The organism is Streptomyces sp. NPDC004134, from assembly GCF_042874195.1.
GTDB lineage: Bacteria > Actinomycetota > Actinomycetes > Streptomycetales > Streptomycetaceae > Streptomyces.
Map to the genome: position 1 here is coordinate 232,623 of NZ_JBIAMS010000008.1, position 19,882 is coordinate 252,504.

Here is a 19,882-nt window from a genome sequence, read left to right on the forward strand (position 1 = left end):
AGCGGGCATTCTTCGCATGTGGCGACCTCGGACGTACGGCCTGACCTGCTGAACGCACTCTCCACGCTCCGCGAGTGCGTCGCCGCGGCGCGCTTTCCGCTCCCCCTTCCGGGGGCGGACGGGGCGCGGCGGAGCAGAGCGGAACTACTGGCCCAGCTCGACGACTACCTGGTGCCCAGGCTGCACCGGCCGGACGCGCCGCTGCTCGCGGTGGTGGGCGGATCGACGGGGGCGGGGAAGTCGACGCTCGTCAACTCGCTCGTCGGCAGATGCGTCAGCGAGTCCGGCGTGTTGCGGCCCACGACGCGGATGCCCGTCCTCGTCTGCCACCCCGACGACCAGTCGTGGTTCGCCGGCCAGCGGGTGCTGCCGCATCTGACGCGGGTGTGGATGCCGCGGCAGGACGCGGCGCACGGGCGCGTCGAAGCCTACGAGTCGTACGGGGCGTACGAGGCCCAGGAGGTCGAGGAGCCGTACGGGGACGGAGCGGGTGCCGGGGACGGCGGCGGGGCGCGTCAGTCGTTCGGGGGTGGTGGTTCCCGTGCGGCGTACGGGGGGAGTTCGCGTGAGGTGTACGGGGCGAACAGGGGTGCCTCCGGCGCGTACGACGTGCGTGACCCGTATCCCCCGCGGCAGGGCCCGGGGCGGGACGGTCTGACGCGGGACGGTGTGGCCCGGGACGGTGTGCCGCTGGACGGTGTGACGCGGCGTGGTCTCGTCCGCCGGGCGGCGACCTTCGGCGAGGGCGGGGGCGGGCCCGACGGGACGCTGCTGCGGATCGAGGTCGACGAGAACGTTCCCAGCGGGCTCGCCCTCCTGGACGCCCCCGACATCGACTCCCTCGCCGGGCACGCGCGCGAGCTGGCCGCCGAGTTGGTGTGCGCCGCGGACGTGTGGGTGCTGGTGACGACCGCGTCGCGGTACGCGGACGCGGTGCCCTGGCACCTGCTGCGTACGGCCAAGGAGTACGACGTCAGCCTGGTCACCGTGCTCGACCGGGTGCCGCACCAGGTCGCCGGCGAGATCTCCCTGCAGTACGCGACGCTGCTGCGCAAGGCCGGACTCGGCGACGTGCCGCGCTTCACCGTCCCCGAACTCCCCGAGTCCGCGGGCGGCGGCAGCGGGCTGCTGCCCGCCACGGCGGTGCGGGAGCTGCGCGACTGGCTCGCCCACCGCGCCCAGGATCCCGCGGCCCGCGCGGACGCGGCCGTACGGACCGCGAACGGCGTGCTGGCGTCGCTGCGTTCGCGGGTCACCTCACTGGCCGGGGCGTGCGCCGCGCAGCACGCGGCGTCGTCGCGGATGGCGCACCGCGTGGAGCGGTCGTACGAGGAGGCCGCGGAGCAGGCGCACGCCGACCTCGTCGGCGGCGCCGCGTTCGCCGGCGACGCCCTGGCGCACTACCGCAACCGCGCCCTCACCGGGGCCTCCGGCGCCCTCCTCGATGCCCTGACCGGCAGCGTCGCCGCCGTCCTGTACTGCGCCGTGGCCGCCGCGGACGAACGGTTCACGGCCGAACTGCGCCGGGAGCCGGGCGCGGCGGCGGTGCCGTTCCGCGAGGCGGGCGCGGGGGCGCAGGAGCGGGTGGGCGTGCTCGTACGGCGCTGGCAGCGGTGCCTGGAGGAGCTGGCCGACGAGGCGCTGCGGGCGGCGGAGCGGCCCGGCGACGCGGACCCGGAGGAGGTCGCGGCGCTGCTGGCGGTGGCGCTGCTCGGCGGTGCGAACGGGCACGGGGCGGCGGACGAACTGGCGGCGCTGCTGGGTGCGAAGGACGGGCTGCGGCTGCGGAGCCGGGGTGGCGGGCTGCTCGGCACGTACTTCGAGCGGGTCCTCGACGGCGAGCGCGACCGCCGGCTGGCGGCGATCGACACCCTGGAGGCGCAGTCGGGTCAGCAGGCGCAGTTGATCGCGGCCATGTCGGTGCTGCAGCGGGAGAAGTGACGGGAGAGGTGCGCGAGGTGACGGGCGAGGTGCGCGGGGTGCCGGGTGAGGCGGCCGGCGAGGTGGGCGAGAGGGCGGGCGAGGTGGGCGGCGAGATGCGCGAGAGGGCGGGCGACATGCGCGAGAGGGCCGGCGAGGTGGGCGACATGGGCGCGGGTGAGACGCCGGGACGGGGCGAATCGGCGGAGGTTCCGGTTCCAATTGGGGAGGTCACGGAGCCGGTGACGGGGGTCGGTGGGGTGGATGAGGCGAATGAGGTGGCTGAGTTTCGTGGGGTCGCGGGGGCGGATGGCTCCGGTGGGGATGCGGGCGGGGCGGGGGATGTGGGTGGCCGGGTGGGCGACTTGCGGGGTGACGCGGAGGGTGTGCGGAGTTCCGGCGACGCGCCGGACGGGGTCGGCGCGGGGGCGGTGCCCGCGGCCGGGGGGATGTGGGACGACGGGCTGATCGCGCGGCGCGCGGCGCGGTGGGGCGTGCGGCGGGAGCGCCGGGAGGCGGTACGGGCGGAGGGCGGCGCGGTGGGCGACTCCGTGCCGGTGCCGGTGCCGGTGCCGCTGCCGCTGCCGGTGCCGGTGCCGGTGTCGGGTTCGGATGGCGAAGGGGAGGCGGGGGACGGGGCTGATTCCTGCGGTGGGCCGGTGGCGACTGCTTCGGGGGCTGGGGCTGGGGCTGGGGCGGTTGAGGTTGCCGGGGCGGTGGGGGCTGCCGGATCCGGTGGAGCTGTCGCGGCCGGGGTGGCTGAGGCGGGGGGTGCGGGTGCGGGGTCCGGGGATCCGGCCGCGGCCGGCGTGGATACAGGGGGCGGTTCCGGCGCCGGGTTCGGTGCGGAGCACGGGGGGTCGGCGGATGGCGGTGGGCGAGAGGGCGGTGTCGCGGAGATGGGTGCGGACGGCGGGTTGGACGTAGGGGCGGAGGGGGTGCCGGAGCCGGCGGGCGGTGCGGCGGCGGGGTCGGCGGAGGGGGGCGGCGGCGGTGCGGGTGCGGGTGGCGGTGCCGGTGCGGAGGTCGGCGGTGGGCGGCCGGAGACCGGCGCCGGTGCCGGTGCGGAGCCGGGTTCCGGCGGCCGCTCCGGCACGGGCCAGGGCGGCGGCGACTTCGCGGCGGGCCGGGAGGACGGGGACTCCGTGGACGGCCGCGGGCGCGGCGGTGCGTACGACGGTGACGGTGCCGTGCCGCGTGCTGCGGGCCGGGGTCGCGGCGGGGCGCGCGCGGGGTACGGCGCGGACGCGGGGCTGCCCGGAGGATTCGTACCACGTGCCGAAGGCCCCCTGCGCGGGCGCCTCGACGCTCTCCGCGAACTCGTCGGCCTCTCCCGTACGCGCCTCGACGGGCGCACGCTCGCCGAGGCGGGGCGCGTCCTCGACGAGGCCGCCGACCGGCAGCGGCTCTCGCTCGACCACGCCGTCGTCGCCATCGCGGGCGCGACCGGCAGCGGCAAGTCCAGCCTCTTCAACGCGCTCGCCGGCGCCCCCCTCTCCGAGGTCGGGGTGCGCAGGCCCACCACCTCCCTGCCGGCCGCGTGCGCCTGGCGCGGCGCCGGCGACCACGCGCCGACCCTGCTCCTCGAACGCCTCGGGCTCCCGGCGCGCGCCGCCCGCCCGCTCCGCGACGACCTCGGACTGCGCGGGCTCGTCCTGATCGACCTGCCCGACCACGACTCGGCGGTGGACGAGCACCGCCGCCGCGTGGAAGACGTACTGCGCCGGGTGGACGCGGTGATCTGGGTGGTCGACCCGGAGAAGTACGCGGACGCGGCGCTGCACGAGCGCTATCTGCAACCGCTGGCCGGCTACGCCGAGGTGATGTTCGTCGTCCTCAACCAGGTCGACCGGCTGCCCGCGAACGCCGTCGGGCAGGTGCTCGACGACCTGCGCCGCCTCCTGGACGAGGACGGCCTGGCGCTCGGCGAGCACGGCGAGCCCGGCGCGTGCGTGCTGTCGCTGTCCGCGCTCACCGGCGAGGGCGTGGGCGATCTGCGCGCGGAGCTGGTGTCGTTCATCGCGGAGCGCCGGGCGGCGGAGCGCCGGCTGACCGCGGACGTGGACGAGGCGACGGCGCGGCTGCGCGAGGTGTACGTCGGCGACGGCGGCGGGTGCGGTCTCGACGAGCGGGTCAGGGCGGAGTTCGAGGACCGGCTCGCGGAGGCGGTCGGGGCGGCGGCGACGGGGCAGGCGGCGGAGCAGTCGTGGCTCCGGGAGGCGGAACAGGCGTGCGGGGCGCGGCTGCCGGAGCTGTGGCGGCGCATGCGGCCGGGTACGGCGCCGGACGGTGCGGCCGAGGGGCGGGCGCGCTCGGGCGATGCGGGGGATCGGCTGGGCCCACCCGGATCGGGCGGGCAGCCGGCGGACGTCGGTGCGCTGATGCCGGACCCCCGGGACGGGGAGCAGGGGCTGGTCCCCGCGCGGGCGGTGGTCGAGCAGGCCGTACGGACCGTGGCGGACGAGGCGGGCGCCGGGCTGCCGGCGCCGTGGGCGAAGGCGGTGCGCGAGGCGGGGGTGCGCGGCGCGGAGGGCCTCGCGGACGGGCTGGCGCGGCGGGCGCCCGGCCCGGAGGCGGGCACGGAGTCGCCGGGATCCGATGCGTCCGGCGCGGACGGTACGGCTGCGGGCGAACCGGCCGCGGACGACGTGCCGCGGGCCGGGGCCGGGGCCGGCGCCCGGGCCGTGCCGCGGCCGCGGTGGTGGTCGGTGGTGGGCGCGGTGCAGCGCGGGCTGCTCGGCGCGCAGGCGCTGGCCGTGCTGTGGCTGGTCGCGGCGCTGTCCGGCGTCGCGGGAGGGCCGTGGCCGCTGCCGCTGGCCCTCGTGGCGGTCACCGCGGCGGCCGGTCCCGGGCTGGCGCTGGCCTGCCGGTTCGCGGCGCGCGGCGCGGCGCGGCGGTACGGCGAGGAGGCGGAGCGCCGGCTGCGCGAGTCGGCGGCCGCGAGCGGGCGGGCACGGGTGCTGGAGCCGATGGCGGCGGAGTTGCTGCGCTACCGCGAGGTGCGGGAGCAGTACGCCGTCGCGTCGGGCGGCGGTACGCGTCCCTGACCTGCTGCGACGTAACCCGGACGGGAGTTATCCACAGGGGTCGCGGGGCGGGGGCGGAGCGGGCAGCATGGGCGTCAGCGGGCAGGCGAAGTGCCCGGACGGGGGAGGTGCGTTGGAGATGAACGAAACGATGGTGACCGTGGTCGGGAATGCGGCCACGAGCGCGGATTACCGCACGACGCAGTCGGGGGTGCCGGCGGTGCGTTTCCGCCTCGCGGCGACGGTGCGGCGGTTCGACCAGGCGACCGGTAGCTGGAGCGATTCATATACAAATTTCTTTACGGTCTGGGCGTGGCGCCAGTTGGCGGACAATGTGGCGGCTTCCGTGGCCATCGGGGAACCGCTGCTGGTGCGGGGCCGATTGCGGGTCAGGGAGTACGAGAAAGAGGGCGTGCGCTGCACGGACCCGACGATCGACGCGACGGCGGTGGGCCACGACCTCGGCTGGGGCACGGCGGCGTTCCGCCGGGTCTCGCGACTGAGGCCGTCCTTCGCGGACCCGGCCAAGACGGACCTGGGCGTCGCGGTACGGGACGCGCTGGCCCCGGCACTGGAGCCCGGCACACAGGACCCGGCAGTCCAGGAGCCCCGACAGCCGGTACTGACACCGGACTTGGGCTGACGGGCACCGCCGGGGCCGGAGGGCGAACCTCGCCCGGGAAGGCATGGGCCGGGTCCGGCAGGGCGGTTCGGGAGGCAGGGCGCGGAGCCCGGTTCGCGGACCCGGCCTCCGGGCCCAACTCCCGGGTCACACACCGGAGTCGGGTGGCCGCCGGCCGGCCCCTCGGAGGCCGGACGGTGACGTTTCCAGGACGATCAGTTCGATTGGGGCGCGAGAACTTCTGCCGGTCCGCTGGGGTCTGCCCGAAATGGTCGTTGCCCCATGTAACGATTGCGTTCTAAAACCCTGTTCCCTTGGGGCATTTGAGGTTCGCGGGACGAGGGGAGTCCATAGGATTCCGAGCGGCTCGACGAGCCCGGAGCGAAGGCGTTCTTACGGCGGGGGCAATCCGAGCCTTGACCAACCCGCCCGGAGGGGATTTTCGACCATGACTTCTGTTCGGAGGCCGTCACATCGGCGGTCTGCTCGGCTCACCGCGGCAGTGCTGGCCGCGGGCCTGGCCACCGCCGGTGCGATAGCCGGCGCCGGTCCCGCGGCGGCGCAGGACGCGCCGCCCGCCAACGGCGCCACCGCCACCCTGGGCGGGCTCACGATCAAGGACACCGCGATCGTCGACGGTGACCACGAGATCGGTGCCGGTCTGTTCGAGATGGCCGTCGACCAGGGCGGCACCATCCAGACCTACTGCATCGACTTCGGCAACCCGACCCAGCCGGAGGCCAAGTACCAGGAGGTGCCCTGGAGCGCCTCCTCGCTGCAGAACAACCCCGACGCGGGGAAGATCAACTGGATTCTGCAGAACTCCTACCCGCAGGTGGACGACCTCTCCGCGCTCGCGGAGGCGGCCGGTGCGGGTGAGCTGACGGAGAACACCGCCGCGGCCGGCACCCAGATCGCCATCTGGCGCTTCTCCGACAAGGTGAGCGTCGAGGCCAAGGACCCCGAGGCGGAGAAGCTCGCCGACTACCTGGAGGCCGGTGCCGAGGCCATCGAGGAGCCCGCGCCCTCGCTGAACCTCGGCCCGACCGCGGTCTCCGGCAAGTCCGGTGAGAAGCTCGGCCCGGTCACGGTGAACACCGACGCCGCCGAGGCGAGCCTCTCGCTGTCGCCCGAGGCCGAGTCCGCGGGCGTCAAGGTCGTCGACGCCGACGGCAAGGCGCTGACCAGCGCCTCCGACGGCGCCGAGGTCTTCCTCGACGTGCCCGCCGGTACCCCGGACGGGTCGGCGACGCTGACCGCCCAGGCCACCACCCAGGTGCCCGTGGGCCGCGCCTTCGCCGGCGTCGGTGAGCACGCGAAGAGCCAGACCCAGATCCTGGCCGGCTCCAGCGACACCACCGTCACCGCGCAGGCCACCGCGAACTGGGCGAGCGAGGGGCCGATCCCGGCCCTGTCGGCCGACAAGAACTGCGCCAAGGGCGGCGTGGACGTGACCGCCGAGAACAAGGGCGACCAGCCCTTCTCCTTCGAGCTGGCGGGCGAGTCCCACACCGTGGCCCCGGGTGAGTCCAAGACCGTGCTGGTCGAGGTCGCCGAGGACCAGGCGTACGAGATCACCATCAACGGTGACGACGGCTTCAGCGAGAAGTTCACCGGCGTGCTCGACTGCGAGACCGCGGGCAACGACACCCCGGCGCCCAGCGAGCCGAGCCCGGCCTCCGCGGGCGGCTCCGCCGGCGGCGACGACGCCGGTGACGACAAGGGCGGCGACCTGGCGAACACCGGTGGCAGCAGTGCCACCCCGGTGATCGCGGGCGTGGCGATCGGCCTCGTCGTGGTCGGCGGTGCGACCGTCTTCCTGCTCCGCCGGCGCGGCAGCGGCGGCGCCGGCGCCGCCTGACGACGGCCCTCCGGCCGGCGCCGGGAAGCGCGTAGCAGCGCGGAACGGCACCGGCCGGCGGACGCCGGCTGACGGCTGACGCCCGTGCACGGCACAGGGGCCGGATCCTCCGGGATCCGGCCCCTTCGCATGCCCGCCGAGCGGCCCCGGCGGCGTCCCGTGCCCGCCCAGGCCGCCGCGGGCGACGGGCGCGACCGGGGGCGTTTTCGCGCGGGGGCGCCCGTGCGGCAAGATGGGTGCATCTGCCCACCTCGGATCTGCCGGACGGTTTCTCTTGGCTGAGTTCATCTACACCATGCGCAAGGCACGCAAGGCGCACGGCGACAAGGTCATCCTTGACAACGTCACCTTGAACTTCCTGCCCGGCGCCAAGATCGGTGTCGTGGGCCCCAACGGTGCCGGGAAGTCCACCGTGCTCAAGATCATGGCGGGCCTGGAGCAGCCGTCGAACGGTGACGCCTTCCTCTCGCCCGGCTACAGCGTCGGCATCCTCCTCCAGGAGCCCCCGCTCAACGAGGAGAAGAACGTCCTCGAGAACGTCCAGGAGGGCGTCGCCGAGACCAAGGGCAAGCTCGACCGGTTCAACGAGATCGCCGAGCAGATGGCGACCGAGTACACCGACGAGCTTATGGAGGAGATGGGCAAGCTCCAGGAGGAGCTGGACCACGAGAACGCCTGGGACCTCGACGCCCAGCTCGAACAGGCCATGGACGCGCTCGGCTGCCCGCCCGGCGACTGGCCCGTCACCAACCTCTCCGGCGGCGAGCGCCGCCGCGTCGCGCTCTGCAAGCTGCTGCTGGAGGCCCCCGACCTCCTCCTCCTCGACGAGCCCACCAACCACCTCGACGCCGAGTCCGTGGCCTGGCTGGAGCAGCACCTCGCGCAGTACGAGGGCACCGTCGTCGCCATCACCCACGACCGGTACTTCCTCGACAACGTCGCCGGCTGGATCCTGGAGCTGGACCGGGGCCGCGCCTACCCCTACGAGGGCAACTACTCCACGTACCTGGAGACCAAGGCCGCGCGCCTGAAGGTCGAGGGCCAGAAGGACGCCAAGCGGCAGCGGCGCCTGAAGGAAGAGCTGGAGTGGGTCCGCTCCAACGCCAAGGGCCGGCAGGCGAAGTCCAAGGCGCGCCTCGCCCGGTACGAGGAGATGGCGGCCGAGGCCGAGAAGATGCGCAAGCTCGACTTCGAGGAGATCCAGATCCCGCCGGGTCCCCGGCTGGGCAACGTCGTCGTCGAGGTCGAGAAGCTCAGCAAGGGCTTCGGCGAGAAGCTGCTCATCGAGGACCTGTCCTTCACGCTCCCGCGCAACGGCATCGTCGGCGTCATCGGCCCCAACGGCGCGGGCAAGACGACCCTGTTCAAGATGATCCTCGGCCAGGAGAAGCCGGACTCCGGCAGCATCCGCGTCGGCGACACCGTGAACGTCAGCTACGTCGACCAGTCCCGCGGCAACATCGACGCCAAGAAGACGCTGTGGGAGGTCGTCTCCGACGGCCTCGACTACATCAACGTCGGCCAGGTCGAGATGCCTTCGCGGGCGTACGTGTCCGCCTTCGGCTTCAAGGGCCCGGACCAGCAGAAGCCGGCCGGCGTCCTCTCCGGCGGCGAGCGCAACCGGCTCAACCTCGCGCTCACCCTCAAGCAGGGCGGCAACCTGCTGCTGCTCGACGAGCCGACCAACGACCTCGACGTCGAGACGCTGTCCTCGCTGGAGAACGCGCTGCTGGAGTTCCCGGGCTGCGCCGTGGTCATCACCCACGACCGCTGGTTCCTGGACCGCATCGCGACGCACATCCTGGCGTACGAGGGCGACAGCAAGTGGTTCTGGTTCGAGGGCAACTTCGAGTCGTACGAGAAGAACAAGATCGAGCGGCTCGGCCCGGACGCGGCGCGGCCGCACCGGGCCACGTACAAGAAGCTCACCCGTGGCTGACGTGGTCCGGCACGTCTACCGCTGCCCGCTGCGGTGGGCGGACATGGACGCGTACGGCCACGTCAACAACGTGGAGTTCCTCCGCTATCTGGAGGAGGCCAGGATCGACTTCATGTTCCGGCTGGCGCCCGGCGAGGGCGCCGGCGGGGGCGGTACGTCCTTCGCGGGCGGATCGGTCGTGGCCCGGCACGAGATCGACTACCGGCGCCAGCTCGTGCACCGGTACGAGCCGGTGACGATCGAGGTGTGGGTGACGGAGATCCGCGCGGCGGCGGCGACGCTGGCGTACGAGGTGAAGGACGCACCGGAGGACGGCGGCGCGGTGTACGCGCAGGCGTCGACGGTGATCGTCCCGTTCGACTTCGAGGCCGGCCGGCCGCGGCGGATCACGGCGGAGGAGCGGGCGTTCCTGGAGAAGTACCTGGGGCCGCCCCCGCCCGCGGGATCGGCGAAGCCGGGGGGCCCGGGGAGACCGGGGGAGCCCGGGAGGCCGGGGGAGGCAGCGGCGGCATGACGCGGCGGCTGGTGTTCGCCGAGGGCCGGCAGGCGGAGAGCCTGGCGGTGTTCCTGGGGCGGCTGTTGCGGTACGACAGGGGCGCGGCGGTACGGCTACGGGCGGCACCCGGCGCCGGCGGCGGGACCGGGGGAGCGGCACTGGCCGTCTTCGGGCACGCGCCGGCGCTGGAGGTCATCGTGGTCCGTACGGCGCTGCTGACGGCGGCGGCGGAGCTGGACGAGACGGTGTCGGCGGGGGAGCTGGCGGAGGCCATCGAGGCGGCGAACGCCGGGGCTGCGAACGCCGGGACGGCCGGCGCCGGTGCGGGGCCCGCGGAGGGCGCGGCTGGGGCTCTTGGTGCCGGGTCCCCGTCCTCCGGGCGGGAGTTGGCCGTGGACCTGCCGCAGCCGGTGGGCGGGCCCGGGTGGGCCGGGCTGCTGCCGCCGCGGAGTGGCTGGGAGCCGGTGGCGGGGCTGCCGCGGCCGGAGGAGTTGCGCGTCGCGGTGGTGGCGGGGGTCGCGGAGTTCAAGTCCCGGGTGGAGGCGCTGCCCGAGGAGAAGCGGACCCGCTCGGAGGTGGACCGCATAGGCGGTGACATCTGGAGCCGCCCGCTGGGCGAGACGCCGCTGCCCCTGCGAGCCGTGCACGCGGCCCGCGTGTTCGGCCTCCTGCCGCCCCCCGCGGACCCGGCGGAGCCCGCCCTGCTGGCCGCCGGCAACTGGCTCCGCCTGCGCACCCCGTACGGCTCGGTGGCCCTCCGCCGCACGGGCGGCCTGGGCCGCCTGGGCGTCACCCCCGTCTGACCCGCCCGCCGCCTGCGGCGGGCGGGGCCGGGTGCCGGCGCGCAGGGCGAAAACGCCGGGAGGGCGGGCCCGTTGCGAGAGGCGACGAGCCTTCGGCCGCCGCGTGTCCGGTCAGCAGGCCCGGCTTCCCCGGTTGCCCCCGCCCAGGCCGCAGGCGCCAGGCGGGTCCGCGCTCGCGGGTCCGCCGCCCAGGCCGATGTCTGCGTGCCTTCCGGGTGCTCGCCCGCCGGCCCGCTCCTACCGCGCCCAGGCCCTCCGGTTACTTCCCGTTCTCCCGGTCCGGGCTCACTCTGATGTGGTCCTCCTCCAGGTCCAGGACCACCCGGTCGCGGATGTCCAGCGCCTCCGTGTACTGCTGGGGAAGCTGGAGGCGGCCCGTGCGGTCGACCGCGGCGTATTCGCGGGCCACCACCCGTTCCTCGCCGCTCTCGTCGACCTCCGTGCGGCGTACGACCTCCGACGCCATCCGGCCGTCGCGGATCGCGACCGTGCGGCGGACCTGCGTGGCCACCGACTGGTCGTGGGTGACGATGACGATCGTCGTGCCCAGTTCCTCGTTCGCCGTGCGGAAGGCGGCGAAGATCTGCTCCGCCGTCGCCGAGTCCAGCTCGCCAGTCGGCTCGTCCGCCAGGATCACCGCCGGGGAGTTGGCCAGCGCCACCGCGATCGCCGCGCGCTGCTGTTCGCCGCCGGACATCTGCTGCGGGCGGCGGTCGCGGCAGTGGGCGAGGCCCAGGAGGCCCAGGAGGTCCTCGGCGAACGCCACCCGGCGGCGGCGCGCGTGGCGGCCGCCGCCGCCCTCGCTGAGCTGCATCGGCAGCACCACGTTCTGCACGGCGGTCAGGTACGGCAGCAGGTTGCGCGCGGTCTGCTGCCAGACGAAGCCGACGATCTCCCGGCGGTAGCGGAGCCGCGCCCGCGCGTCCATCGCCAGCAGGTCGAAGCCCGCGACCGTGGCGGTGCCCGCGGTGGGGACGTCGAGGCCGGCGAGGATGCCGAGCAGGGTCGACTTGCCGCTGCCCGAGGCGCCCACCAGGGCCAGCAACTCGCCCTCGGCGACCAGCAGGTCGAGGCCCTGGAGCGCCTGCACCTCCACGCCGTCGGTGCGGAAGATGCGCACGAGCTGGTCGCAGGAGATCAGCGCGTCGTGCCCGTACGCCGGTTTGGCGCGCTGCTCCGCCGCCCGCCGCTCCAGGTCCTCCAGCGTCGTCCCGCTCGTCATACCGCCCGTGCTCTCTCGCGTCTGGGCCATCTCACTCCCTCTCCCCGGCCCGCAGTTCCTGTACGGCCCGCCGTCTGCCGCCCCACCACGCCTGCACCAGCACCGCCGCCAGCGCCAGCGCCGGTACCGCCACCGACGGCAGCGCCAGCGCCAGCGGGTCCGCCCGCAGCTCCGCGCCGCCGGGGCCGAGCAGGTCGGGGCTCTCCTCGCCGAGCGCGAGCGCGCTCAGGTCGATGCCCGGCCCCAGCAGCCGTACGGTGACCAGCCCCGCCAGCGCCCCGACCAGACCGGCCGCCACCAACTGCGGCAGCGCCTCCAGCACCAGCAGCCGCCGCCCGTGCCGCCGGCTGAAGCCCATCGTGCGCAGCCGCGCCAGCAGCGCGACGCGCTCGGGGGCGGCCCGCAGCAGCGACAGCAGGACGGCGAGCAGGGCGTAGCCGGTGGCGGCGACCGCGGCGGCGGCGTACAGCCGCTCCGCGCCGCGCTGGAGCTCCGAGGCGGCCAGGTCGTCCGTCACGTCGCCGCGCAGCAGCAGGGTGGCCGCGGGCGCGGAGTCGCGGGCCAGCTCCCGCAGCGCGGCGCCGTCCAGGCCGCCGGCGGCGGAGAGCAGCAGCGTGTCGGGGCGGGCCTCGGTGACCGCCTCCGTGCCGGGCAGTTGCCGCGCCACGCTCCCGGCGTCGACCACGGCGAACTGGCCGCCCGTCAGCGCCGGTGTCATGGTCCGTACCGCGGCGACCTCCGCCGTGATCCGGCCCCGGGACGACTGCAGCCCCAGCGTGCCGTCGCCGATCAGGTCGGCGACGCCGGGGGAGACGAGCGCGGGCAGCGCCCTGCCGCCGTTCCCGTCCCGCAGCCGGCCGGCGTCGAAGGGGCCGAGGCCCAGGTCGGCGCTGAGGCGCGCGTACGCGGTAGCGTCGACGGTCAGCAGGGTGAGGTCGCCGCTCAGCCCGATGACCTGGAGCCCGCTCTCGGTGCTGACGGACGCCGCGTGCCGTACGCCGCCCACCTTCTCCGCCTTCGCGGCGAGACCGTCCGGCAGCGGCGCGGCCGAGGTGAGGCGGGCGTCGCCGCCGACGCTGTGCAGCGAGGCAGTCTCGCGCGCGTCGGCGACGCCGGCGAGCACCGAGCCGCCGAAGGAGGCGGTCGTCAGCGCCACGAGCAGCGCCAGCAGCGGCAGCGCCGAGGCCGCGGGGGCGCGCCCGGCGCGGGCCAGCGACAGGAAGCCGAGCGCACCGCGCGCCCACGCCGCCGGCCGGGCCGCCAGCCGCAGCGGCAGCGGATACAGGCGTACGAACACCGCCGCGGCGACCACCCCGACGAGCACCGGCGCCGCGCTGACCAGCGCGTCGGCGCCGCCGTCCGCGTCGCCCCTGCGGCGCAGCACCACGATGGCGCCCACCGCGAGCACCACCGCCGTCACCTCCGCCACCAGCCGCTGCCGCGAGGGCCGCGCCCCGACCAGGTCGGTACGGACCGGGGGCCGCGGCCGGCGGACGGCGGCCACCGCGAGCAGCGGCAGCGCGCACAGCGCCAGCGCCGCCGTGGCGCCCGCCGCGAGCAGCGGGGGCGTGTGCCGGGCGCCGGGCAGCAGCAGGACGGCGAGGCCGTAGCCGGCCGCGGCGGCGGGCAGCACGGCGGCGGCGTTCTCGGCGAGGAGACGGGTGGCGATGCCCCGCAGCGAGCCGCCGCGGGAGCGGAGCAGCGCCAGTTCGGCGCGGCGCCGGGAGGCGGCGAGGCCGCCGCTCATGCCGAGCACCACCGCCGCGACGGCGCCGACGCCGAAGGCGGCGACGGCCACGACGGGCGTGACGGCGTCGCGCACCCCCGTGTAGCCGGCGAGCAGCCCGGCGGCGCCGGTGGAGATGTCGAGCGTGCCGCCGGTCCGCATGGCGAGCCGCTCGAAGCCGGGGCCCTCCTGGAGGGTGGACAGGGCGTCGAGCACGGCGGCCACGTTCCGGCCGCGGAGCGCGCCGCCGGCCACGGGCACGTTCCAGTACGGGGAGGTGCCCGCGTCCTCGAAGGACGGGCCGAACGACTGCGTGCCGGCGAAGAGCGCGGGGCCGCTGTCGGGGTGGAGGAGGAAGGCCGCGGCCCAGTAGCGCTGCGGGTCGAGCGACTCCGGCTTCTGGCGCAGCTCGGGGGTGCGCAGGAGCGGGTCGACGGACCAGTAGTCGCTGCCCGGCGCCTTCGGCTCCAGGATGCCGGTGACCTCGACGACGACCGTGCCCTCGGACTGCGGGATGTGGATGCGGGAGCCGACGCGCAGGTGCAGCTTGCCGGCCGTGGCGGCGGTGACGGCGGCCTCGAAGGCGACGTCGCCGCCGCCCTCGGCCGCGTACGCCGTCGGCTCCGGCAGCCGTCCCCCGACCACCCGGGCGCGCTCCTCGACCCCGGCGCGCGCGTCGAGCTGCACCTCGGGCCGCTGCCCGTCGGTCTTCGGCAGCCACGGGTCGTCGGTGACGAGCACCGGCTTGGTCCGTACGCCGTAGGAGACCTGTCCGCGCTCCGCCCGCAGCGGGGCGCGGAACTCGTCCAGGACCGGCTGCACGAAGCGCTCGACGAACCGCCCGCCCATCGACTCCGCCTGGTCCTCGAACCGCACCTCGGGGTCCGGCTGCGCGGTCACCGCCACGTTGCGCTCGGCGGCCGTGGCGCCGTCGATGAGCCGGCGGGCCTCGCGGTCCTCGTACGTGTCGACGCCGCGCGGGAACGCGGCGGCCAGGAAGGCGGTGACGAGCACGAGCACCGCCAGGGCCACCGCGCCGCCGGGCGCGGCCCGCAGCCGGGTCCGCACCCAGGGGGCGGCGCCGGGCGGGCGGGAGCGGCGCGGCGGGTCCTCGGGGGCGTCCGGGGCGTTCGCGGTCTCCGGGGCGTCCGGGGAGTCGGGTGCCTCCGGCGGGTCCTGTGCGGGCATGTCACCGGCCTCCCGGTGTCGACGGGGCGGGCCGGGCTGCGGCGCGGGCGGGCGGCATGTCACTCGCCTCCCAGGCGCAGTGCCGTCGCCGGGTCGCCGCGGCGCAGCGCGACGAGCACGGTGACGAGGACGGGGACGGCCGCGACCGCCGCCAGCAGGCCCGCCACGGACCCCGCGGGCAGCTCCACCACCACCGGCGGCACCGGCTGCGCGGCCCGCCCGGTGAGGGTGATGAGCGGGATGACGGAGCGGGCCAGCGCCCAGCCGAGCAGCATCCCGGCGGCCAGCGCGAGCGCGATGAGCACCCCCTGCTCGGCCGCGAACGTGCGCGCCAACTGCCGCTGCGGGGCGCCGAGGGCGCGCAGCACGGCGAACTCGCGGGAACGTTCGCGTACGGACGCCGCCGCGCTGACGGCGAAGCCGAGCGCGGCCAGCACCGCCGCGGCGACGGCGGTGGCGGCGAGCGCGGCCTGCGGTCCTGCGCCGAGCGGGTCGCTGCCCAGCTCGTCGGCGAGTTCGTCGCGTACGAGGACGTTGCCCGGGTCGGTGTCGGCGCGGTCGCGCAGGGCGGCGACCGTGGTGTCCGTCTCGCCCGGCCGCGTGGTCAGCCACCACTCCGAGGGCAGCAGCGTGGCCAGGCCCCGCTGGGTCAGCGCGCTGTTGGCGGTGGGCAGGTCGAGCAGCAGGGCGCCGCCGAACTGGGCCCGCGAGGGCTCCGCCGCGGCCGCGGGGGAGCCGGGTCCCGTGGTCGGCAGCTCCTGCACCGAGCCGGTGATCTTCGCGGAGAGGCTGCCGCCGGGGACGGGGACGCTGATCGTGTCGCCGACCTTCGCGCCGGTGGACTCGAGCATCTTGTCGGTGGCCAGCGCGGTGAGCGTCGGGGTGGGGGCGCGCGCGGCGGTGACGGTGAGGGTGACCAGGGGCGGGCCGGTCCAGGTGTCGTAGTACTGGTCGCCGGTGTCGTAGCTCAGGGAGAGCGCGGAGTCGCCGGTGGTACGGGGCCGGTCATCGACCGCCGCGGGGATCTCGTCGTGCAGCGCCTCGGGTTCGGAGACCGCGCGGGCGTGCCACTTGAACCCGTCAGGCAGGGGCACCTCCCGGGCGCCGGCGGCTGCGTCCTCGTCGCCGAGGGGCTTGGCGACCTCGACGCGCGCGACGTCCAGCCGGCGCTGGCCGCCGTCCTTCGGCTGCGGGTGTACGAGCCGGAGCCCCGTGAGCCGCAGCGGCCCCGCGGGGCGGCCGTCGGGGGCGGCCGCGGCGGCGGCGATGTCGGCGGTCAGGGTGTGCGTACGGCCGTCGGCGGGGAGGTCACCGGCGGGCAGTTCGTACGCGGCCCCGTACCGGTCCTCGACGAGCACGGTCACGGCGGCCCGCCCGCGCGCGGTCGCGTCGGCGTCGAGCCGCGCCACCAGCCGCACCTCCCCGGGCAGCCCGGGCAGCTCCAGCCCTCCGGCGCGGGTCCGCTCCGCGGAGGCAGCGGGGGCCGCGGCTTCCGCGCCTCCGGCGCGCGCCGCGGCCGGGACCGCCTGGTCCGGCGAAGCCGGTCGGCCGACCGGGTCCGGGTCGCCGACGGCGCGCTCCGCGCGCGCGGCGGGGTGGGCCGCGGTGTCCGCGGGCGCGGATTCCGCGCGCCGCGCGTCCGGGGGCGGGCTGCCCGCCGGGCGCTCCGCGCCCGCGGCAAGGTGCCGCGTGCCGCCTGCGGCGCCCGTGTTCTCTGCGCCGACCGTGCCGCCCGTGGCGTACGCGCCGGAACCCGCGTCTTCCGCGCCCGCGGCCGACTCCCGCTTGTCCTCCGGCCCCGGCGGAGCCGGCTCCTGCTTCCCCGCCGGACCCCCCGGGGCCAGCTTGCGCAGCAGCTCCGCGCCTCCGGTGCCGGCCGCCAGGTCGTCCCGCAGCCGCAGGCCCTTCGCCGCCTGAGCCGTGTCCAGGGCCAGCACCTCCGCGGACCCGCCGCCCGACAGGCTCATGCCCCACCGGGCCGCCGGCGCCGCGGCGCTCACGCCCGGGACGCGCTCCATCATGCCGCCCTGCCCCAGCTCGGGGAGCCGGCTGGTCAGGACCCGTACGTCGGTGCCCGCGTGGAAGTCCGCCTGGTCGCGCTGCGAGCGGTCCCAGGACGCGCCCTGGGCCAGCGCCAGCATGCCGATCGCCACCGCCAGCACCAGCAGCAGCACGGGACCCGCGCCGCGCAGCGGGCGGCGGCTCAACTGCCAGCCCGCCAGCGCCGAGGGCAGCCCCCGCCCCGCCGCCGCGCGGCGCTCCGCGAGGCGGGCGACGGGCGGCAGGAGGCGCAGCGTCAGCACCGTGCCGGCCAGCAGCGCCAGCGCGGGGGCGGCGACCAGCACCGGGTCGATGCCCAGGGTGCCGGAGCGGTCGCCGCTCAGCGCGCCGCTGCCGGAGGTCTGCCGGTCCAACTGCCAGTAGGCCACGCCCGCCACCACCAGCAGCGCCCCGTCCGCGCCCGCCCGCAGCGGCGCGGGCAGCGGCTTGGCCCGTACCGTACGGCCCGCGGACAGCACCCCGTCGGCGCCGCCGCCGCGCAGCAGCGTCGGCGCCACGACCGCGGCCGCGCAGCCCAGCGCGCAGGCCGCGGCGACCAGCCAGGTGCCGCCGCCCGCCGCGGAGTCCGGGGTCAGCCCGGCCCGCTCCAGCGGGCCGCGCGCGGCCAGCAGCCTGATCAGCGGCCCGGCGAGCAGCGGCGCGGCGATCGCGGCGGGCAGCGCGAGGAGCAGCGACTCGGCGGCGGTCAGCACGCCGATGCGCTGCCGCGAGCCGCCGCGGGCGCGCAGCAGGTCCGTCTCGCCGCGGCGCTCCGCGCCCAGCAGCCGGGCGACGAGCATCAGCGCGTACGCGGCGAGCAGTACGAGCTGGAGGGCGACGATCAGCAGCGTCGACCGGCTGACGAGCAGGGCCCGTTCGGTGCCGTCGAGGAGCTGGGGGAGCCGGGTGGTGGCCACGGCGCGGCCGTCGAAGACCGGCTCGTCCGCGAGCGCGCCGGAAGCTTTCTTCACCGACGCGCGCAGGGCGTCGGCGCGGCCCGCGGTCATCTCGCCGAAGTCGCCGCGCACCACCCACGCGCCTGCGGCCTGCGCCACCCGGCCGGAGGCGAAGGAGCCGGGGTCGGCGAGGAGGGGGCCGTACGTGGTGTAGCCGCCCTGCTGGACGCCCTTGCCGCGGAGTTCGTCGGCGAGCCAGTACGGTGCCTCGCGGTCGCGGGGGCGGTAGACGCCGGTGATCTCGACGGGCAGCGGCGGGTCGTCGTCGCTCCGTCCGGCGAGGGTGAGGGTGTCGCCGGGCGCGAGGCCGAGCCGGTCGGCGGCGATCTGCGGCACGGCAACCTGCACGGTGCCGCCGTCCCGGGCGCCGGAAGTGCCCGCGCTGTCCGCTGCCTTGGCCGCCGCCCCCGGCCAGCGGCCCGCCGTCAGCGCGACCTCCGACCGCTCCAGCGCCCCCAGATGCGTCAGGTCCGGGTCCTCCCCGGCCCGCGCCGCGGGCGGCTGGAGCCGGCGCGGCAGCTCGTAGGGGCCGGAGCGGTCCAGGCTCTGGACCCGTACCGGCAGGCCCGCGAAGGCCGCGCGCGCGTTGTCCTCGACCGCCTTGCCCGCCGCCGCCCGGTCCGCGCCGGTCAGATACGGGACTTCCAGGGTCAGCGCCGCGTCGGCCGCCGCGTCACCGGCCAGCGTGCGGCGCAGCGCGGCGTCGCCGACGGTGCCGGAGAACGCGGCGAGCGTGGCCAGCACGGCGGTGGTGAGCAGTACGGCGAGGAGGGCCGCGGCGAGGAGCAGCCGGTGGGCGCGTGCCCGCAGCAGAACGAACCCCGTCACGCATCCCCCAGACACCACCGTCGAATTGTCTGGATGCTGTCAGAGCACGTTCGCACGCGGTAGCGAGTGGTGGGGGAAATTGACCGGATCGTGACCGGGTGCAACCGCGGGTACGGAGCGGAATCCGCCGGTCAGCCGGGGGTGTTGACCATCGAGGCCGCGGCGTACACGAGGTAGTCCCAGAGCTGCTTCTCCTGCGCCGGGGGCAGGTCGAGCTCGTCCACCGCCGCGCGCATGTGGCGCAGCCAGGCGTCGTGCGCCGCGCGGTCCACCGCGAACGGCGCGTGCCGCATGCGCAGCCGCGGGTGGCCGCGTGCCTCGCTGTACGTGCGCGGACCGCCCCAGTACTGGATGAGGAACAGCGTCAGCCGCTCCTCCGCGGGACCGAGGTCCTCCTCGGGGTACATCGGGCGCAGCAGCGGATCCGCCGCCACGCCCTCGTAGAACCGGTGCACGAGGCGGCGGAACGTCTCTTCGCCGCCCACCTGCTCGTAGAACGTCCCGGGCGGCGGCGGTCCCACTGGAATCTCTGTCATCGCATCCATCGTCTCATCCCGCCCGGCCGAGTACGGAAGTCGTAGGCCCCGGGGGGACTCCAGCGCGGCGCGGGTGGGCGAAAGTCGGCTCGGATGGGTGTTTTGGACCGGTTTGGTGGGTGGCTTCCCGCGAGTTCGTCTCCCCGGCGCGGGTTCGGGGTAGGTACGAGGCCCACAATCCGGGCAGGCCCACCACCGACACCGCGCCCCCGGCTGCCAGGGCCACCTCGGCGATCGGGGACGGCCCGGCTCCGTGGGCCCGCCGCCCTCCGCGGGAACCTCGGCGATCGGGCTCAGCCCGCCTCGGCTGGCCCGCCCTCCGTCCGCCGGGGCAACTCGGTTATCGGGGAGGGCCCGGCACCAGGGTGCCCGCCGGGCCTGCCGGGTCCGTTGGCGGCGGTGTGCGGTTGGCCTTCGTTCGAGCCCGCACTTTCCCCACTTTCCCCTCACGCCCGCCCAAGGGTATGCGCCTGCTCTGACAGTTCGGGGGTTGCGGGGTGTTGAGCTGGTACGTGGTGTGGGTGCGGGGCGGGTGCGGGGGTGCGGTGCCGGGCTTGCGGTGCTGCGTGAGGTGGGCCGGTGTACGTGGGCGCGGCGTCGGGGTGGGCGGTGCTGCGTAGGGCAGCCGGTGGACGGGGGTGGCGGCGAAGGGAAAAGGGGCGACGTTGGGGCTCCCCCCGGGCCACCCCGCTTTTGACGGTGCGGGCCTGCGTCCGGTG

General features: G+C 76.2%; 11 protein-coding genes. 7 read left to right on the top strand and 4 right to left on the bottom strand.

Translation table 11 applies throughout. From position 1 onward, the window contains the following. The first annotated feature begins 18 nt into the window (after nucleotides 1–18). The 7 genes from ACFYVJ_RS14030 to ACFYVJ_RS14060 all read left to right on the top strand — a co-directional run bounded on the left by ACFYVJ_RS14030 (nucleotide 19) and on the right by ACFYVJ_RS14060 (nucleotide 10,667). Nucleotides 19–1,941: a dynamin family protein gene (locus tag ACFYVJ_RS14030; protein WP_388890389.1), complete on the top strand. Its 1,923-nt coding sequence runs from the start codon at nucleotides 19–21 to the stop codon at nucleotides 1,939–1,941. An 878-nt stretch (nucleotides 1,942–2,819) separates the two neighbouring features. Continuing rightward, the gene (locus ACFYVJ_RS14035; RefSeq protein WP_388890392.1) at nucleotides 2,820–4,967 is read left to right on the top strand and encodes a GTPase; all 2,148 of its coding nucleotides are present in this window, start codon (nucleotides 2,820–2,822) and stop codon (nucleotides 4,965–4,967) included. A gap of 118 nt (nucleotides 4,968–5,085) precedes the next feature. Then, on the top strand, nucleotides 5,086–5,589 hold the full coding sequence (ssb, locus tag ACFYVJ_RS14040; RefSeq protein ID WP_388890395.1) for a single-stranded DNA-binding protein: 504 nt from the start codon (nucleotides 5,086–5,088) through the stop codon (nucleotides 5,587–5,589). 427 nt (nucleotides 5,590–6,016) lie between these two features. Then, nucleotides 6,017–7,429 carry a Cys-Gln thioester bond-forming surface protein gene (locus ACFYVJ_RS14045; protein ID WP_388890398.1) on the top strand — a complete coding sequence of 471 codons (1,413 nt, stop codon included), beginning with the start codon at nucleotides 6,017–6,019 and terminating at the stop codon, nucleotides 7,427–7,429. A 274-nt stretch (nucleotides 7,430–7,703) separates the two neighbouring features. Then, nucleotides 7,704–9,368, top strand: a complete 1,665-nt coding sequence (gene ettA / locus ACFYVJ_RS14050; RefSeq protein WP_388890401.1) for an energy-dependent translational throttle protein EttA — start codon at nucleotides 7,704–7,706, stop codon at nucleotides 9,366–9,368. Between the two features lies 1 nt (nucleotide 9,369). Beyond that, on the top strand, nucleotides 9,370–9,882 hold the full coding sequence (locus tag ACFYVJ_RS14055) for an acyl-CoA thioesterase (protein ID WP_388890450.1): 513 nt from the start codon (nucleotides 9,370–9,372) through the stop codon (nucleotides 9,880–9,882). After that, a complete protein-coding gene (locus ACFYVJ_RS14060) occupies nucleotides 9,879–10,667 on the top strand; it encodes a hypothetical protein (RefSeq protein ID WP_388890403.1) in 789 nt (262 codons plus the stop codon). The genes ACFYVJ_RS14055 and ACFYVJ_RS14060 overlap by 4 nt, the downstream gene beginning before the upstream one ends. Nucleotides 10,668–10,926: 259 nt before the next feature. Here the strand turns inward: ACFYVJ_RS14060 and ACFYVJ_RS14065 are convergent, their stop codons facing one another. From ACFYVJ_RS14065 to ACFYVJ_RS14080, 4 genes are all read right to left on the bottom strand, one after another. Beyond that, the gene (locus tag ACFYVJ_RS14065; protein ID WP_388890453.1) at nucleotides 10,927–11,889 is read right to left on the bottom strand and encodes an ABC transporter ATP-binding protein; all 963 of its coding nucleotides are present in this window, start codon (nucleotides 11,887–11,889) and stop codon (nucleotides 10,927–10,929) included. Nucleotides 11,890–11,920: 31 nt separating this feature from the next. After that, on the bottom strand, nucleotides 11,921–14,803 hold the full coding sequence (locus ACFYVJ_RS14070; RefSeq protein WP_388890405.1) for a hypothetical protein: 2,883 nt from the start codon (nucleotides 14,801–14,803) through the stop codon (nucleotides 11,921–11,923). Between the two features lie 59 nt (nucleotides 14,804–14,862). Then, entirely contained in the window at nucleotides 14,863–18,627 is a 3,765-nt protein-coding gene (locus ACFYVJ_RS14075) for an FtsX-like permease family protein (protein ID WP_388890408.1), read from the bottom strand. A gap of 131 nt (nucleotides 18,628–18,758) precedes the next feature. Beyond that, entirely contained in the window at nucleotides 18,759–19,163 is a 405-nt protein-coding gene (locus ACFYVJ_RS14080) for a globin (RefSeq protein WP_388890411.1), read from the bottom strand. Between the last annotated feature and the right edge of the window lie 719 nt (nucleotides 19,164–19,882).

Excerpts from the sequence above, each read along its gene's own strand:
- ACFYVJ_RS14045 (WP_388890398.1), top strand. The coding sequence starts at position 6,017 with ATGACTTCTGTTCGGAGGCCGTCACATCGGCGGTCTGCTCGGCTCACC.
- ACFYVJ_RS14060 (WP_388890403.1), top strand. The coding sequence starts at position 9,879 with ATGACGCGGCGGCTGGTGTTCGCCGAGGGCCGGCAGGCGGAGAGCCTG.
- ssb (WP_388890395.1), top strand. The coding sequence starts at position 5,086 with ATGAACGAAACGATGGTGACCGTGGTCGGGAATGCGGCCACGAGCGCG.
- ACFYVJ_RS14035 (WP_388890392.1), top strand. The coding sequence starts at position 2,820 with ATGGGTGCGGACGGCGGGTTGGACGTAGGGGCGGAGGGGGTGCCGGAG.
- ACFYVJ_RS14070 (WP_388890405.1), bottom strand. The coding sequence starts at position 14,803 with ATGCCCGCACAGGACCCGCCGGAGGCACCCGACTCCCCGGACGCCCCG.
- ACFYVJ_RS14065 (WP_388890453.1), bottom strand. The coding sequence starts at position 11,889 with ATGACGAGCGGGACGACGCTGGAGGACCTGGAGCGGCGGGCGGCGGAG.
- ACFYVJ_RS14080 (WP_388890411.1), bottom strand. The coding sequence starts at position 19,163 with ATGACAGAGATTCCAGTGGGACCGCCGCCGCCCGGGACGTTCTACGAG.